We start from the raw sequence: 15692 nt of genomic DNA on the forward strand, positions 1-15692 counted from the left end.
TGGCTCACATGCGCAAGAATGCCCTCAAGGATATGACGTTCGCGGAGTTTCGCGAGCGTCTTCCTGAAAAACCGGTGATCCTGCTGCCGTTCGGCAGTCAGGAAGAGCAGGGGCCGCATGCCCCCATGGGCGATTTCATGCTGACGGAAGCGATTGCGTTGAAAGCCGCCGTCGCATCGGGCGCCATCGCGGCCCCAACCGTTCCCTTCGGTTACGCCGATTTTTTCAAGACTATTCCCGGCGGTATCCAGTTGCGGCCATCGACGTTTTCGGCAGTCGTGGAGGACACGATCAATGCGTTTCTGGACCATGGTATCGAACATCTTCTGATCCTGAACGGTCACACCACAAACGCGCCGCTGATAGATCATGCCGTACGCCGCATTCGCACGGAAACCGGTGTGTCGGTAGCGTCCATCAATCTTTGGCAGTCCATACCTGAGTCTCTCTGGCTGGAATTGCATGGTCCGGCCTGGGCGGCGGCACGGGGTCACGGTGGCGATCCGCTGACCTCCGTCTATATGCATCTCTTTCCCGATCTGATGCGAATGGACCTGAGCAAGCCGCCCGGCCGCGCCAGGGCATTCGGGTTGCCAACGGGCGGCGTCAACAATGTGCAGTTCGAAGGAATGCCCGTTCATCTGCCGCTGAATTGCGATGAGGTGAATGCCGATGGCATGCTGGGTGGCGATCCGGTTCTGGCAAGTGCCGAAAACGGTCGACGTATTGTCGAGCATATCGTCGGGTTCTGCAGCCGCTTCGTCGAGCATATGCGTGGGTGGGACATGCGCTCGCCCTCTCCCGAAAATCAAAAGGCGAACTGATCATGAGTGACGTGCGGCTGTCGATCGAACATCTCAGGGTCCCCCTGCCGCAAGGCGCGGATCGCGGTTTTGCCGTGGAGGATTTGTCGCTGTCGATCGCCAAGGGCGAAATCCTTTGCATTGTCGGTGAGTCCGGCTCAGGCAAATCCTTGACGGCACTCGCCGCTATGGGTCTTTTGCCACGCAATCTCGGACAGCCGAGCGGCGAAGTCATGTTCGAGGGCAAGAACCTCCTGACGATCGACGACACCACGCGGCGCGGCATAACCGGCCGCAGCATCGCCATGATCTTTCAGGAGCCGACGGCGGCGCTCAACCCCATCTTCAGGATTGGCGAACAGGTGTCGGAGGCGTTCCGGGTTCACACGTCGTTGTCTAAGGCTGAGATCAAGGAGCGGGTCATCAAGCTGTTTCAGGAAGTGCATCTGCCGAACCCTGAACAGCTTTTCTATTCCTATCCCCATCAGTTATCCGGCGGACAGTGCCAGCGCGTCATGATCGCTACGGCACTGGCGCTCGATCCGGCGGTGCTGATCGCAGATGAGCCGACGACCGCGCTCGATGTGACCACACAGGCGCAGATCCTCAAGTTGATGCTGGAATTACGTGAACGGCACGACACGGGCATCATTTTCATCACTCATGATTTCGGCGTGGTCGCAGAAATTGCGGATCGCGTTGCCGTCATGCAGAAAGGCAAGCTCGTTGAAATCGGCACCCGGGATGAGGTCCTCAATCATCCGCAGCAGGACTATACGAAACGCCTGCTGGCGGCCGTGCCGACGCTGACGCCGAGGAAAGAAAGGCAAGGGCTTGGCTCGCCTGTCCTCATTGCCAGGAATATCATCAAGACATTTTCACTTAAAGGCGTGTTGGGTTCCGGTCGAGTCGTCAAGGCCGTTGACGATGTCGATATCACCATCCGCCGTGGCGAAACGCTGGGGCTGGTTGGCGAGTCCGGCTCCGGCAAGTCTACACTGGCGCAATGTGTCATCCGTCTCGTCCAGCCGGAAAGTGGCGATATCGTCATCTCGGACGGAGACTTTTCTGGTCTGCGCGGCAAGGCGCTGCGTGAAGCGCGCCGCAAGGTGCAGATCGTCTTTCAGGACCCCTATACCGCACTCGATCCGCGCCAGCGTATAGGCGATGCCATTGCAGAAGGGCCGATCGTCCATGGTCTTGACGCCAGGGCGGCCATGGCGCGGGCGCTCGATCTGCTGGAGGCCTGTGGGCTTGACCGGGCGTCGGCGACACGCTTCCCCCACGAGTTTTCCGGCGGGCAGAGGCAGCGCATCTGCATTGCACGGGCTCTTGCGGTGGAGCCGGAATTGCTCATCGCTGACGAATCCGTTTCCGCGCTCGATGTCTCGGTGCAGGCGCAGGTCCTGGAGCTTCTCGCCAAAATGCAGGAACGGCTCGGTTTCGGCATTCTGTTCATCACCCACGATCTGCGTGTCGCGAGCCAGATTTGCGACAATATCGCTGTGATGCGTCACGGACGCATCGTGGAGCGCGGTGACCCGGCCTCGTTGTTCGGCGCACCAAAGGACGCTTACACAAGAGAATTGCTCGCCGCAGTTCCGGGCAAGGGCTGGCAACACAAGCCCGTCTTGCAGGACGCCGGCAAATTCCCAGAGGAAACTCCATGAAAAAATACCAAATCGGCGCTCAGCCTGCGCAGATCGATCCTGATCTGCGCGCCAGATTTGAATTGGTCGAAGTCGCCACCATCGGGCATTTTCGCCATCGCGGCTTCGTGCAGCACGCCATTACGCCTGTTGTTGAAGTCGGGCGCACATTGGTCGGCACTGCCGTCACCGTTGCCATTCCGGCGACGGATTCGACACTGCTTCACCATGCCGTCTCCGTCATTCGCCCCGGTGATTTCCTGTTCGTGGACCGGCTGGGCGATGACCGTCACGCCTGTATAGGCGGCGGTGTTGCCTTTGCCATCAAAATGGCAGGTGCGGTCGGTGTCGTTATCGATGGGCCGTGCACGGATGTCGAGGAAATCATCGAACTCGGCATGCCATTATGGTCGCGGGGTGTTTCTGGCATAACCACGCGATTGAACGATCTTGGTGGCTCGCTTAACCTTCCGATTTCCTGCGGCAACGTGCCCGTCATGCCTGGAGACGTCGTGATTGCCGATGCCAGTGGTGTTCTTGTCATCCCGGTGGATGAGGCCGGGGACGTGTTGCAGGAGGCAGAGGCCAGACAGGCGAGGGCCGGGCGCAACAAGGGCAAGATCGAGGCCGGCGAGAAGCTGGGTGATCTTTCGGGTGCAAGCCGGATGGTGGCTGCTGCGCTGGAGGCCAAATGATGGTGAACCCGCAATTCAATGATCTGCGTGTCGAGCGCAGCACCACGCGCAAGACCGCCAGTGTCAGCCCGCGCGGAGTCGTAACCTCCCAGCATTACGTTGCGGCCGAAGCCGGTGCGGCAGTTCTTCGGGCCGGAGGCAACGCTGTCGACGCGGCTGTGACGGCGGCATTCACGCTTCAGACCGTCGAACCATGGATGACCAGCCTTGCCGCATGTGGATACATGCTGGTGGCGCAGCCGGATGGCACCGTTGAGACGATCGAGTTCACCGGTCGCGTTCCATCGTCTTTCGATGCCGATTTCTACAGGCCCGACCCCAGTATCAAGACCTTCATCGGTCATCCGGCATCCGTGGAAAACCGCAATGTTGATGGCTTTACGGCTGCGGTCGTGCCCGGTTGCGTACGTGGTTTTGCGCAGGCGTTGAAGCGCCACGGAACGATCGGTTTCGATGCAGCCCTTCAACCCGCAATCGAGCGGGCACGCAAGGGTCTCGTCGTGGATTGGCATACGACGCTTGCCATTGCCATTGCCGCCTCCGGTCTTGCCAAGGATGAAGGTGCTCGTTCCATCTTTCTTCCCGATGGCTACCCGCCTGAGCCGGGAACGGTGCTGCCCCTGACGGCGCTTGTCGAAACGCTCGAAACTCTGGCGAGCGAAGGTCCTGATGCTCTCCATGGCGGCTCCATCGGAAAGCGTCTGGTCGGCGATATGCAGGCTGGCGGAAGTTTCATGACGCTTGAGGATATTGCAGCCTATGAATCGCTGATCTATCCCGCACGCAGCATGCCGCTGCAGGACAAGACCGTTTATGTGGCGGGGGAAACGAGCGCGGGACAACGCCTGTGCGATGCGCTCGCCTATTTCGACCAAAAACGCGGCGTCGGCCCCGTCGATGCCGGTTTCTTCACGACTATGTCGCAGGCCCTGTGGGAAGCTTTCGGTGCCCATCGCCGCAGGCTCAACCCGGCAGAAACGACGAACAAGACCAGCACGACCCAGGTTAACGCCGTGGATGGTGAAGGGCGGATGGTGGCCATCACCTTCACGCTGCTCAACCGCTTCGGCGCCCGCGCGCTTTCGCCTTCGACTGGCATATTACTCAACAACGGCATGTCCTGGTTCGATCCCACGCCGGGCCGGGCCAATTCTTTGAAACCCAACGCCTATGCGCCCAGCAATATGTGTCCTGTTATCGTGACCGATGCCGATGGCACCTTCGCCGCCTACGGTGCTGCCGGCGGCAACCAGATCGTGCCATCTCTGGCACAACTCACGGGCATGATCATCCATGCAGGCCTGGATGTGGAAGAGGCCATGAACATGCCGCGCATGACGACGGGACCGCACAGCGACATCATCGTCAATGTCGATATGCCTGCTGATTACATTGAGGCACTGGCGCAGATTGCGAAGGTCAGGCCTGCGGCGCAGGTCGTTTTTCCAAGACCCTTCGCGGCGCCGGGCATGATCGGCAGGCGCGGCGACAGCTTCATCGGCATGGCTGACACGACTTACCCCGCCGCTTATGCTGCCACGGCGTAACAGGACCATCTCATGACAGAATTTTCCGTTACTCCTCTCGATATCGAGGGTGTCCTGTCCGTCATCCCGGCAAGCGCGCCTGCCATACCCTTGGTCTTTGATTCCCCGCACAGCGGCCTTGTCATCCCGGATGACTTCGAGCGAGTAGCATCGGATGAGATGGTGCTGGTGGCATCCGATACCTATGTCGATGATTTGTTTGACTTTGCTCCAGCCATCGGAGCGCCCTTGCTTCTGGCGCACTTCCCACGCAGTTTTCTCGACCTCAATCGCTCCCTGCAGGATGTCGATCTGGAACTCGTTGTCGGGCAGTGGCCCTACGCGGTGCGCGATAGCGCGTCTGCGCGGCGCGGCATGGGTTTAACCTGGCGTTTCGCCTGGGGTGATCAACCCATGTATGGCCGCCAGCTGAGTGTCAAAGAGCTTGAGGATCGTATCGATACCTATTGGCGTCCATATCATCGGGAGCTGGTTCGCCTGCTCGATAAAACCTATGACACCTTCGGGCGCGTCTACCATATCAACTGCCACTCGATGCCAGCCGTTGGTCACGTCCTGTCTCCCGACCCGGCAGGCACGATCCGTAAAGACATCGTCGTCGGCGACTATGACGGAGCAAGCAGCGAGCCCGAGTTTGTGCAATTGGTAATCAGCACGTTGGAAAGCTTCGGCTACTCGGTCTCTCGCAACGTGCCTTTTCGGGGAGCCGAGCTTGTATCCGCTTACAGCGCGCCTGCAAAAAATCGCCACAGCATCCAGATCGAACTCAATCGAAAACTCTATATGGACGAAGTCACTCGAGAGAAAAATGCCGGTTACGGTGAGCTCAAGGCAAATCTAGGCAAACTCGGCGCGACCCTCCGAGCCTTTCTTTCCACTTGAAGGGCCAGGCTACCGCTTGAGTGCTGCGGTCATCATTTCCACAAAAGCCGAGACTTTCGGGGGACGGAAGCGCGCGGCTGGGTAGACTGTGTACACGCCGCCGGAAGGTAAGCGCCAATCCGGCAGAGCATGGATCAGGCGTCCGTTTGCCAAATCGGCTTCCGCGAGAAAATCCGGCAAGACAGACAGTCCGCCGCCTTGCCTTACGGCCTCCATCACCGCTGGAGTGGTATTGATGGCGATATCGGACTTCAGACGTACTGTCTGTATCTCGCTTTCGCCGCGTGTGAAGGTCCATCCCAGAGGCTCCCGCAGCGCATTATTGGCGACGAAAGGCAGCGATGTCAGGTCGGTCGGCTCGCTTAATTCGGCTATTTCGTCTGCAAGCTGAGGTGGACCGACCAGATATTGCCGAAACGAGCCGATCCGTCGCGCCTGCATGCTGGAGTCAGCGAGCCAGCCGACGCGGACAGCAAGGTCCATGTTGTCGGCGACCAGATCGACCGTCTTGTCGCTGAGGTTCAGCTCCACCTTGCAATCCGGATAGCGAGACGCGAACGCGGTCACCACAGGTACCACGACCGAGGTGCCATAGTCGTAGGGTGCCGTGACCCTGAGCAGGCCTTGGGGTTCAGTCCGGGCCTGAGCCAGTTCTCCCAGCGCATCTTCCGCCTCACGCAGGATCGACACGCATCGTGCATGAAACATCCGCCCCGCCTCCGTCGGCTGCAGCCGTCGTGTCGTGCGCATCAGCAATGTCGTGCCGACATCCTTTTCCAGCCTCGCCACCTGCTGGCTGACCACCGCCTTGGTAATGCCGAGATAGTCGGCGGCCCGGGTGAACGATCCGGCATCAACGACGGCGACGAAGTAAGCGAGCCGATTGAGATTTGTTGCCGCCTGCATGGAGGGCACTCCGATTGATTGTCAGCTTTTAGCATATAGTTTGTAGCGTTTGTTAGTCTTCCCGATTTAATCCTGCCATGCCATCTATTGCGTCACAAGGAGTGAGCGCATGAGCGGCAATTCCAAGACCGCCTGTCTTTTCGGTCCCCTCTGCGGCTGGCGCTACGGCGCGCCGTATGATCGCGATTTCGTCTTTTCAAGGCCCGACGCCTGACGTCGGACACTGACGATTTACAGGCAGGCTACACGATCAGGCTCACGACCGCACGCGACACAACGAGACCAGAATCTTCGACCAAACCTTCAGGAGACAGCCATGCTGACAAGGAGAACCATCATGAAAACCACCATCGCCGCAGGTGCCGCCGTTTTTGCTCCTGCAGGGCTTGGCCATGCAGCCGGGACCTTGACCTGGAAGCATTTCCCCGCCGGACAGAACGGCTTTTTCCGGGCTCCCGTTCTGGTATCCGGCGCGACGGAAGCGGTGCTGATCGATGGCGGCTTCACGCTTCCCGACGGCAAGGCCGTCGCGGACGCGATCAAGGCGACCGGCAAGACGCTTACGACCATCTATATCAGCCAGTCCGACCCGGACTACTATTTCAGCCTCGGTCCGATCAAGGCTGCTTTCCCTGATGCCAAGGTGCTTGCCGCCACGGCCACGGTTGAGGCCATCAAGGGCAGCGTCGAGAAAAAGCTTGCCGTCTGGGGTCCGCAGCTCAAGGAAAATGGCCCGCAGACATTGGCTGATGTCATCATTCCGGAAGTCTTCGCGGGCAGCAGATTGACAGTCGACGGCGAGACGATCGAAATCGTTGATGCGGAGGGACTTCCCAACCGGCGCTACCTCTTCGTTCCGTCTCTGAATGCGGTCTTCGGCGGTGTTCTGATTTTCAACGGCGTCCATGTCTGGACTGCCGACACGAACAGCGCCGAACTGCGGGCTACCTGGGTCGCCAATCTCGAAAAGATCGCAGCGCGCAAGCCGGCAATTGTCGTTGCGGGCCATATGGCTCCCGATGCACCGACAGACCTTTCCGGCGTCGAGCACACCATCGCCTATCTGAAAGCCTTTGACGAGGAGTTGGCCAAAACCAAGGACTCGGCCGTGCTCAAGGCTGCCATGGAAGCGCGCTTCCCGGGCCTCGGCATGGGCGTCGCTCTCGATATCGGCTCTAAAGTCGCGACCGGTGAAATGAAATGGGGCTGATCCGTCATGGGCGCCAATCTCGTCCTCATCCGCTATGACGGCCAGCTTTGCCCACCTCTATGTCGTTCGCGACGGCAAGATCGCCAGCATGGTCCAGTATGTCGATAGACATATGGTCATGCAGGCCATTTAGCCAGATGGAGGCTCGGCATCGGGCACGACTGATAATGTGTGCTTGAGACATTTAAGCGCGAAACAGGAGCGGGAATGGCGCACGCCCTCGATCTTGTAAAGCTTGCGACGCAGAAACTGCTCGTAGCCTGCGGTTCCCGCCACCGCGACCTTGATGAGGTAATCATATTCGCCGGTGGTCAGATAGGCTTCCAGCACCTCCGGAAGAGCGGCCATGGCTTCGCCGAAACGTTCCAGAACCTCATCGTCGTGACGCTCCAGCATGATCTCGATGATCACGGTCTCGGTGAGCCCCAGTTGAGCCTGATCGAGAATTGCGGTGTAGCCGCGAATGACGCCCTCATCTTCCAGCCGCTTGACGCGCTGCCAGCAAGGGCTGGGTGACAACCCCACCTTTTCCGATAGTTCCGCATTGCTCAGCCTGCCGTTTTCAAGCAGCGCGCGCAATATTTTGCGGTCAATTCTGTCCAGCGGTTTCGCCATGCCGATCTCTCCGAAACATATTGCAAAAAAATCTGCCGCCCATGGGGCAGCACGCGAAAGAAGTGTCTTGTTGTAGACGCATTGGCGTCGCCATTCGAAAGCACCTTCGGCCAGGTTTTCAGTACCGTACTGCATGGTACAGGCAGCAAGGAGGAGCAGGCATGGCACCGATACCGCAACAGCATTTTCCAAGGCCAAGAACGCTGATACATCCCGGCATTTCTTCGCCGGTGCGCATCAACAGCCTGCGCTCGCCATCGGCGCGCCATGTGCGGCTGTTCATCGCGCCGGGTCGCAGCCTTTATGATGGTATCGTGCGGCCGTTGGCCGAAGACGGTATCGAAAACGCCTCCCTGACCCTTCTCGGCGGTTATTTCGACATTCTGTCCTATTGTGTAGCCCCGCCCGACCCTTCCGGTAATGCCGTCATTGCCTATACGAAACCCATCGATGCCGGTGCGGCCTGGCTGGTCTTCGGCAATGCGACGCTGGGGCGCAGCATGAAGGGCGAACCGATCGTTCACTGCCACGCGGCCATGCGTACCGCAGCGGGTGTGGTCAGGGGCGGCCATTTGCTGACGGAATCCTGCATTGTCGGAGAGGGCGGCCTTTCCGCACTTGTAACGTCACTCGACAGTTTTCTGCTGCAACAGTCTTTCGATCCGGAAACCAATATTCCCCTTCTTCAGCCAAAGAACCGCACGGAGCGCGCCGATGAACACGCATAATAATGTCGAAACCGGCTCCATGGGTCGCGTGGCCTATGCCCGCATCGCGCCCAATGAGGACCTGGTGCTTGGTGTCGAGAAACTTTGCCTGGCAGAGGGTTTTCGCAATGCCTTCGTGCGCGGCGCTCTGGGTAGCCTGGTGGACGCATGCCTTGGCACCCGCAGCGGTAATTTTCTGCAGATACGCGGTCCCGCCGTTGAAATCGTCTCGATTGCTGGCGAAGTGCGCGCCCAGCCCGATGGCTCGCTGCGCGCTGCGTTGACCGGTGTCGTCGCCGATACCGAAGGTGTGGTTTATGGCGGCCCGTTCATCGCAGGCGCAAACCCTGTATGCATGACCTTCGAGGTGACGCTGGAGGAGTGGTTGCCGGCGGAAAAACCGCAAGCGGCGTGAGCTGCGGTAAGGTGGGGCGTTGAGTTGCGCAGCGTTACGAGCCGTCCGGGCGCAACTCATGCGGCTGCCTCTTTTCTCTCAGTCAAAAGCAGTTCGAATGTGACGCAAACCGGGTTTTTGCCGCGCACCAGCCGCCCGCCGCTGATATGGCCGGTCAGATCGACCATCGCGATATCCAGCGCTGCACCCTTGGCGGGACTGACGCGGCCGTTGCGGATGAGGATTTCGCTGGCATAGGCGGTTAATGTCGTTCCGTCTTCGTAATCCGCGCCGATAAGGCTGCCGATACCGTTGACCTCGGCCACGGAAAGTCCGAACTGCGCGCAGGCGGCTTCAAGGGCAAGGCAGATGTCGGTATTCGGCCGCACCGTGCATAACAGCGCTCGCAGGCCTGCCTGCTGACGGTTGCGCGGTTGCGGGATGGGCTTGAAGAGCGGGAAATTCGTTTCCTCATCCTGTTGCGCATCGAGAACGGCGCCATCGAGAGCCAGCGCCTCAAGCTGCGTTTCCACGGCGAATTCGGCCTCGAAAGGCAGGAGGTGGCCCATGGACAGGATACCTTCAGCGCTTGTCCACGAACCATGGCAATGCAGAAACGGCTGACCGTCACGCCGGCCGATATGCAGGCCGGCATCGACGATCGTACCATCAGGCATGGAAAAACTTTCGCTATACCATGCGGCATGGGTGTCATCGGGAGCGGCTGCTGGCATGACGTAACACAGCCGCTTCATAGACACGTTTTTCAGCCTGACATAACCGCCATCGAAACCCTGTTCTGCAAAGGCATCGGCAATCGCCTCGTTGACGCTCACGCCGGGCCTGACCGTCAGCGTGACCGGATGGGCGTGGCAGCCGACGACGCGAAAGCGTTCGGGCGTTTCCGGCCCCGGATGGACGATGCTGCGCGGAAGCTTCTCCGGGCTTGTCATCATACCGCGAGCCCGGCGGTAATGAAGCCGCCATCCACAGCCAGCACCTGACCGTTGACATAGCTGGCGTCATCCGAAACCAGAAAGGCCACGGCAGAGGCAATCTCGTCCGTGGTGCCATAGCGGCGCATGGGAACGCGGCTGTGCCACTGGTTACGAACGTTTTCCGTATGTACCGCCTGGGTCAGCGGTGTATCGACCGGGCCGGGAGCGACGGCATTGACGCGAATACCCGATTGCCCCAACTCGTTCGCCATCACCAGCGTCAGCAGATTGACGCCGCCCTTGGAGGCGCCGTAAGCGCTGCGGCCACGATTGCCGCACATGCCGGAGACCGAGCTGATATTGACAATGGAGCCGGGAATATCGTGCTCCAGCCAGTAACGCGCTGCGGTGCGGGCCACCGCGAAACTGCCGATCAGGTTGACATCGACGATGCGCCGAAACTCTTCGACACTGGTGTCGACGGAAAGCTTGTCGGTGGCGATACCCGCGCAATTGACCACGGCCACCAGCCGCGATCCATCTTCGCTGTCGCCAGCCGTCAAGCCCGCAAAAGCCTGCTCTACCGAAGTCTCGTCCGCCACGTTGCAGACGACACCACGGCAGGCATCGATGCCGAGTTTCTCGCAGGCCTCATCCAGAGCCTGACGCTTGAGATCCAGCAACCATGGCTGCCAGCCGCGCGCCATCAACAGCCGGGCCGTCGAAAAGCCGATGCCTGACGCGCCACCGGTGATGGCAACAGCCCCTTTTGTCTGTATCGCCTGCTGTGTCATACCGTCTCCTCCCGGTTATGTGTGCCGACCTTCAGCCTGTCAGTTTTTCCTCGAAAACCGGCATCTGGCCGCGTTTTTCCAGCTCCTCCCGGATCATTTTCTTGGTGATCTTGCCATAGGCGGATTTCGGCATGGCGTCCCAGAACACCACGGTTTTCGGCAGCTTGTAGCGGGCCATCTTGCCATCGAGATATGCCTTGAGGTCGATGCCGGCGATATCCGCGCCTTCGCGCGCCACGCACACCGCCACGCCCACTTCGCCCCACACCGCGTCCGGCACACCCAGAACCGCAGTCTCGTTGATATCCGGGTGCATGAGGATTTTCTCCTCGATCTCCCGCGGGTAGATGTTCGAGCCGCCGGAGATATACATGTCGGAGGCGCGCCCGGTGATGTAAACGAAGCCGTTTTCATCGCGGTGGCCCAGATCGCCGGTGCGGAACCAGCCATTGCGGAAGGCTTTGGCATTGGCCTCAGGGTTATCGTAATAGCCCACAAAAACGGCGGGACCGATAACGCAGATCTCGCCGGTTTCGCCGGCGGCCAGTTCCTCACCTGCATCGTTCTGGATCTGCACTTCCATGCCGGTACGATCAAATCCGCAGCTGCCGATCCGCGCTTCCGGGCCATCTTCGGCGCTGTGGAAAGAAGGAGGCAGCACGGTGATATTGCCGGTCACTTCGCCAAGGCCGAAATATTGCACTAGCACCGGGCCGAGCTTTGTCAGCGCCCGCTTCTGATCGGCGCGATACATCGGCGCGCCGGCATAAATGACGTAGCGCAGCGATGAATGATCGAAACGATCCACGGACGGGTCTTCGATCAGCATTTTCAGAATGGTGGGCACAGTGAAGGCATTGGTGACACGCCATTTCTCGATCAGTGCCCACACAGTGGGGACATCGAGTTTTTCCGCAGCCGGGAGCACCGTTTTTGCCCCATGCGCCACCTGCACAAGCTGGTGAATGCCCGCGCCATGCGAAAGCGGCGCGACGACAATCGAGGCGTCGCCTCTTCCTGTGCCGGGCATCAGATCGCAGAGATGGTTGGTAATGACAAAGGTCATCTGACCATGGGTCAGCACCGCAGCCTTGGGCCGACCTGTCGTGCCTGATGTGAAGAAGAACCAGCAAGGATCATCCCGATCGACAGCCTGGCTTTTCACTTTCTGACCCATATGGCGGGCCACGATGGCATCATAATCGTCGCCGAACTCGGCCGCGCCGATGGCGATGGTGAAATCGATATCTGTTGCCTCACGGCTGGCCGTGGCATGGTCGGAAAAAGCGCTGGCGCAAATCATGCCGCGCGCGCCGCTGGCTTTTGCCAGATAGGCAACTTCATCAGGCGACTGCCGGTAATTGGTCGGCACCCACACCGCGCCTACGCGGAAGCAGGCGAACATCGATTCAAACATCTGGTTGTTGTTGGACGACTGCACCAGAATGCGGTCACCCTTTTTCACACCGAATTCGGTCGCCAGCGCATGTGCCATGGCATCGACACGGGCGTCCATTTCCGCCCAGCTCCAGGTTTTTTCGCCCCAGACGAAACCGATATCGGCAGGGTTGCGGCGCGCTGCCTGGGTCAGGAAATGCGATAGATTCATGACCCGTGTGGTGGAAGGTGCCACACCACCCGGAGGATGCTGCACAGGGCTTTGTGGTGTCATTTCACGCGCTCCATGATCGAGACATAGTTGGCAACCGCAGTGCCCCCCATGTTGAAGACACCGGCCAGCGAGGCGTTGGGGATCTGCATGTCTCCGGCCTCGCCCATCAACTGCATTGCGGCCATGACATGCATCGAGACCCCCGTGGCCCCGACGGGGTGGCCCTTTGCTTTAAGCCCACCCGAGGGATTGATCGGCAAGCGCCCTGTTTTCAGCGCCGTACCTTCGCGCACCACCCGATGGCCTTCGCCGGGCTTTGCAAGCCCCATGGCCTCATATTCAATAAGTTCGGCAATGGTGAAGCAGTCATGGGTCTCAACGAAAGAGAGATCGTCAAGCGTCGCGCCTGCAAGTTCCAGCGAACCCGCCCAGGCGCGGCGCGCGCCTTCAAACGCCAGCGGATCACGGCGGCTCAGCGCCAGAATGTCATTGACATGCTTGCGGCCTCGGAAGCCGATGGCGCGGTTCAGCGTTGCCGCAGTTTCCTCATCGGCCAGAATGATGGCGGCAGCGCCGTCGGAAATCAGCGAGCAATCGGTGCGGCGCAGGGGGCCGGCGACATAGGGGTTTTTCTCCGATACGGTATTGCAGAAATCGAAGCCGAAATCCTTGCGCATATGCGCGTATGGATTGACCGCGCCATTGGCATGGTTCTTGGCGGCAATCATCGCAAGCTCTTCGGAGCGATCGCCGTAACGCTGGAAATAGGCCTCCGCGATGCGCCCGAACTGACCGGCAAAGCCGCCGGCAATATCGGCTTCCTCCGCGCGGTAACAGGCGGAAAGCAGGATTTCGCCGACTTCCGCAGTGGGAAGCGCCGTCATTTTTTCGGCACCGACAACGAGCGCAATACGCCCACGCCCGGCTTCGATGAAGTCCATTGCGCTGTAAAGGGCAGCCGATCCCGTCGAGCAGGCATTTTCGAAACGGACTGCGGGCGTATAGGCCAGACGCTCATCACCCATGGCCACCAGCGCGCCCTGAAAATCCTGTTTCGAGAAACCGTTATTCATCACGCCAACGAAAATGCCGTCGATATCGCCGACATCGACGCCCGCATGTTCGATGGCGGGCGCTACGACCGAAGCCATCAGTTGCTCGGTATTTTCAAGGGCCGATTTGCCAAAAGGCGAATGCGCCCAGCCGACGATCTGTGCTTTGCTCATCTGCTCGTTCTCCTTGCCTGTCGCTTCGTTTCACCATCGCCGCGCGTGCGGGCGCGGCTTGCCATCATTTCCGCAATGCGTGTTTCGATGCGCGCCACTTCTTCGCGCAGCAATGCCGCAAGTTCCGGCTGCCTTTCCGGCCGCATGCGGCTATCGACAGCGGCTATGCTCAGCGCACCCGCCACCGCGCCATCCGGTGCGCGGATGGCAACGCCGATACCCCAGGAATTTGAGAGGATGAGGCCCGGATTGAGCGAATAGCCATTGGTTCTGGTCAACTCGACATCGCGGCGTAGCCCATCAAGGGTGATGCCGGGATAGCTTGCGGCGATCAGCCCGCTATTGGCGGCAATGACACTTTCCACTTCCGCGTCCGGCAAGGCGGCAAGCATGGCGAGCGACCCCGCGCCAATGCCCAGGGGATGCTCAAAGCCAGCCTGAAGTGCATGGGTGCGCACCGGCCAGGTGCCTTCTTCGCGATAGAGGCAGAGCGCAAATGTATCACGACGCACCGAGAGGAAGCTCGAATCCTCCGTGCGGCGGGAAATGCGGGTGAGCCCGTCCTGTGCCATTTGCAGCAATCCGAAACGGCGCGACGACAGGCTGCCCAGCACATAGGCTTCTTCGCCCAGATAATAACGCCTTGTTTCCTCGTCCTGCTCCAACAGTCCCGCGCGGATCAGCGCCAGCAGCAGACGACGGGCGGTTGGCTTGTTCAGCCCGCTTTCGGTGACGATGACCGACAGTGCCACGCCGCGTTCCGCATGCCGTCCCACCATGGAGAGCAGCGCCAGCGCCCGGTCTACCGCGCGTGCACCTGTCAGATCGCTTTCTGCCGGGATCGAAGTTGCCATATCAGGAAAACGCCCCCACCGCACAGCTTTGCCCGCCATCGACCGGCAGGCAGACGCCGGTTATGAACTTCGCCTCATCTGAAGCCAGAAAGGCGGCGGCCCGTGCAATGTCGAAGGCATCGCCCATGCGGCCAACCGGCACTGCTGCATTGCGCGCCGCCACCATCTCCTCGACCGACGAATATTGGCTGCTGATCTGCTTGTAGATCAGCGGCGTATCGATCATGCCCGGCAGAATGCAGTTGGCGCGAATGCCCTGGCGGGCATATTGCATGGCCAGTGCAACGGTCGCCTGATTTACGGCTGCTTTCATCGCGTAATAGGCAAAATAGGGATATCCGGTCCACCGGATCGAGGCGAGGGAAGAGATGTTGACGATGGCCCCGCCGCCCTGCGCCAGCATCACCGGCAGCACCGCCTTGGTGGCGCGGTAGACAGAGCCGATATTGAGATCGACCGAGGCCCGAAAGTGTTCCTCGTCCAGCTCAACCGGCCCGCCCATATGGGTCACACCGACATTGTTGTGCAGAATATCGATGCCGCCAAAAGCGTCGCAGGTTTGGACGACGGCAGATGATACGGAATCGAGCCTGGTGACGTCGGCGGCAACCGCAATCGCATCGAAACCTTCGTCGCGAATGATCCGCGCCGTTTCTTCAGCCGCGTCTGCGGAAAGGTCGATGCAAGCGACGCGCGCGCCTTCGCGGGCGAACTGCACGGCCGCAGCCTTGCCATTGCCGAAACCCGGACCCGATGATCCGGCACCAAAAACGATGGCGCGTTTTCCCGTCAGGCGACCTGTCAAAACAGTCTCCATTACAATCGTCAAAAATAGTAAGGTCTGCCCCGCCAGAGGCGGG

Annotated in this window: 16 protein-coding genes; 8 read left to right on the forward strand and 8 right to left on the reverse strand. The window is 59.9% G+C overall.

Annotated elements, in window-relative coordinates; translation table 11 throughout:
• The first annotated feature begins 8 nt into the window (after positions 1-8).
• The 5 genes from QSK43_RS17865 to QSK43_RS17885 are packed head-to-tail and all read left to right on the forward strand — an operon-like array spanning position 9 to position 5576.
• Positions 9-824 (forward strand): creatininase family protein, encoded by an 816-nt coding sequence (locus QSK43_RS17865; protein WP_332304583.1) that lies wholly within the window; start codon positions 9-11, stop codon positions 822-824.
• Positions 825-826: 2 nt separating this feature from the next.
• Entirely contained in the window at positions 827-2473 is a 1647-nt protein-coding gene (locus tag QSK43_RS17870; RefSeq protein ID WP_332304584.1) for an ABC transporter ATP-binding protein, read from the forward strand.
• The gene (locus tag QSK43_RS17875; RefSeq protein WP_332304585.1) at positions 2470-3147 is read left to right on the forward strand and encodes an RraA family protein; all 678 of its coding nucleotides are present in this window, start codon (positions 2470-2472) and stop codon (positions 3145-3147) included. Before QSK43_RS17870 ends, QSK43_RS17875 begins: the two co-directional genes overlap by 4 nt.
• Positions 3144-4694 carry a gamma-glutamyltransferase gene (locus tag QSK43_RS17880; RefSeq protein WP_332304586.1) on the forward strand — a complete coding sequence of 517 codons (1551 nt, stop codon included), beginning with the start codon at positions 3144-3146 and terminating at the stop codon, positions 4692-4694. Before QSK43_RS17875 ends, QSK43_RS17880 begins: the two co-directional genes overlap by 4 nt.
• A 12-nt stretch (positions 4695-4706) precedes the next feature.
• Complete coding sequence (locus QSK43_RS17885; RefSeq protein WP_045020755.1) at positions 4707-5576, forward strand: N-formylglutamate amidohydrolase; 870 nt, start codon at positions 4707-4709, stop codon at positions 5574-5576.
• 9 nt (positions 5577-5585) lie between these two features.
• Here the strand turns inward: QSK43_RS17885 and QSK43_RS17890 are convergent, their stop codons facing one another.
• Positions 5586-6482 carry a LysR family transcriptional regulator gene (locus QSK43_RS17890; RefSeq protein ID WP_332304587.1) on the reverse strand — a complete coding sequence of 299 codons (897 nt, stop codon included), beginning with the start codon at positions 6480-6482 and terminating at the stop codon, positions 5586-5588.
• 316 nt (positions 6483-6798) lie between these two features.
• Here QSK43_RS17890 and QSK43_RS17895 point away from each other — a divergent pair, with 316 nt between their 5' ends.
• Complete coding sequence (locus QSK43_RS17895) at positions 6799-7692, forward strand: MBL fold metallo-hydrolase (protein ID WP_332304588.1); 894 nt, start codon at positions 6799-6801, stop codon at positions 7690-7692.
• A gap of 129 nt (positions 7693-7821) precedes the next feature.
• Here QSK43_RS17895 and QSK43_RS17900 read toward each other — a convergent pair whose 3' ends face one another.
• A complete protein-coding gene (locus QSK43_RS17900; RefSeq protein ID WP_045020763.1) occupies positions 7822-8307 on the reverse strand; it encodes an Lrp/AsnC family transcriptional regulator in 486 nt (161 codons plus the stop codon).
• A gap of 161 nt (positions 8308-8468) precedes the next feature.
• On the opposite strand from QSK43_RS17900, the gene QSK43_RS17905 reads away from it, so the two are divergent.
• Positions 8469-9035, forward strand: coding sequence for a DUF296 domain-containing protein (locus QSK43_RS17905; RefSeq protein WP_332304589.1), 567 nt, complete (start codon positions 8469-8471; stop codon positions 9033-9035).
• The gene (locus QSK43_RS17910) at positions 9022-9429 is read left to right on the forward strand and encodes a PPC domain-containing DNA-binding protein (protein ID WP_332304590.1); all 408 of its coding nucleotides are present in this window, start codon (positions 9022-9024) and stop codon (positions 9427-9429) included. The genes QSK43_RS17905 and QSK43_RS17910 overlap by 14 nt, the downstream gene beginning before the upstream one ends.
• Positions 9430-9485: 56 nt before the next feature.
• Here the strand turns inward: QSK43_RS17910 and QSK43_RS17915 are convergent, their stop codons facing one another.
• The 6 genes from QSK43_RS17915 to QSK43_RS17940 are packed head-to-tail and all read right to left on the reverse strand — an operon-like array spanning position 9486 to position 15637.
• Complete coding sequence (locus tag QSK43_RS17915) at positions 9486-10364, reverse strand: PCC domain-containing protein (RefSeq protein WP_425961410.1); 879 nt, start codon at positions 10362-10364, stop codon at positions 9486-9488.
• Positions 10361-11140, reverse strand: a complete 780-nt coding sequence (locus QSK43_RS17920; protein WP_045020770.1) for an SDR family NAD(P)-dependent oxidoreductase — start codon at positions 11138-11140, stop codon at positions 10361-10363. The genes QSK43_RS17915 and QSK43_RS17920 overlap by 4 nt, the downstream gene beginning before the upstream one ends.
• 31 nt (positions 11141-11171) lie before the next feature.
• The gene (locus tag QSK43_RS17925) at positions 11172-12812 is read right to left on the reverse strand and encodes an acyl-CoA synthetase (RefSeq protein WP_332304591.1); all 1641 of its coding nucleotides are present in this window, start codon (positions 12810-12812) and stop codon (positions 11172-11174) included.
• Positions 12809-13978, reverse strand: coding sequence for an acetyl-CoA acetyltransferase (locus tag QSK43_RS17930; RefSeq protein WP_332304592.1), 1170 nt, complete (start codon positions 13976-13978; stop codon positions 12809-12811). The genes QSK43_RS17925 and QSK43_RS17930 overlap by 4 nt, the downstream gene beginning before the upstream one ends.
• A complete protein-coding gene (locus QSK43_RS17935) occupies positions 13975-14832 on the reverse strand; it encodes an IclR family transcriptional regulator (RefSeq protein ID WP_332304593.1) in 858 nt (285 codons plus the stop codon). The genes QSK43_RS17930 and QSK43_RS17935 overlap by 4 nt, the downstream gene beginning before the upstream one ends.
• Before the next feature lies 1 nt (position 14833).
• A complete protein-coding gene (locus QSK43_RS17940; protein WP_332304594.1) occupies positions 14834-15637 on the reverse strand; it encodes an SDR family NAD(P)-dependent oxidoreductase in 804 nt (267 codons plus the stop codon).
• Between the last annotated feature and the right edge of the window lie 55 nt (positions 15638-15692).

The sequence above is a fragment of the Rhizobium sp. GR12 genome (genome assembly GCF_036596185.1).
GTDB lineage: Bacteria > Pseudomonadota > Alphaproteobacteria > Rhizobiales > Rhizobiaceae > Agrobacterium > Agrobacterium nepotum.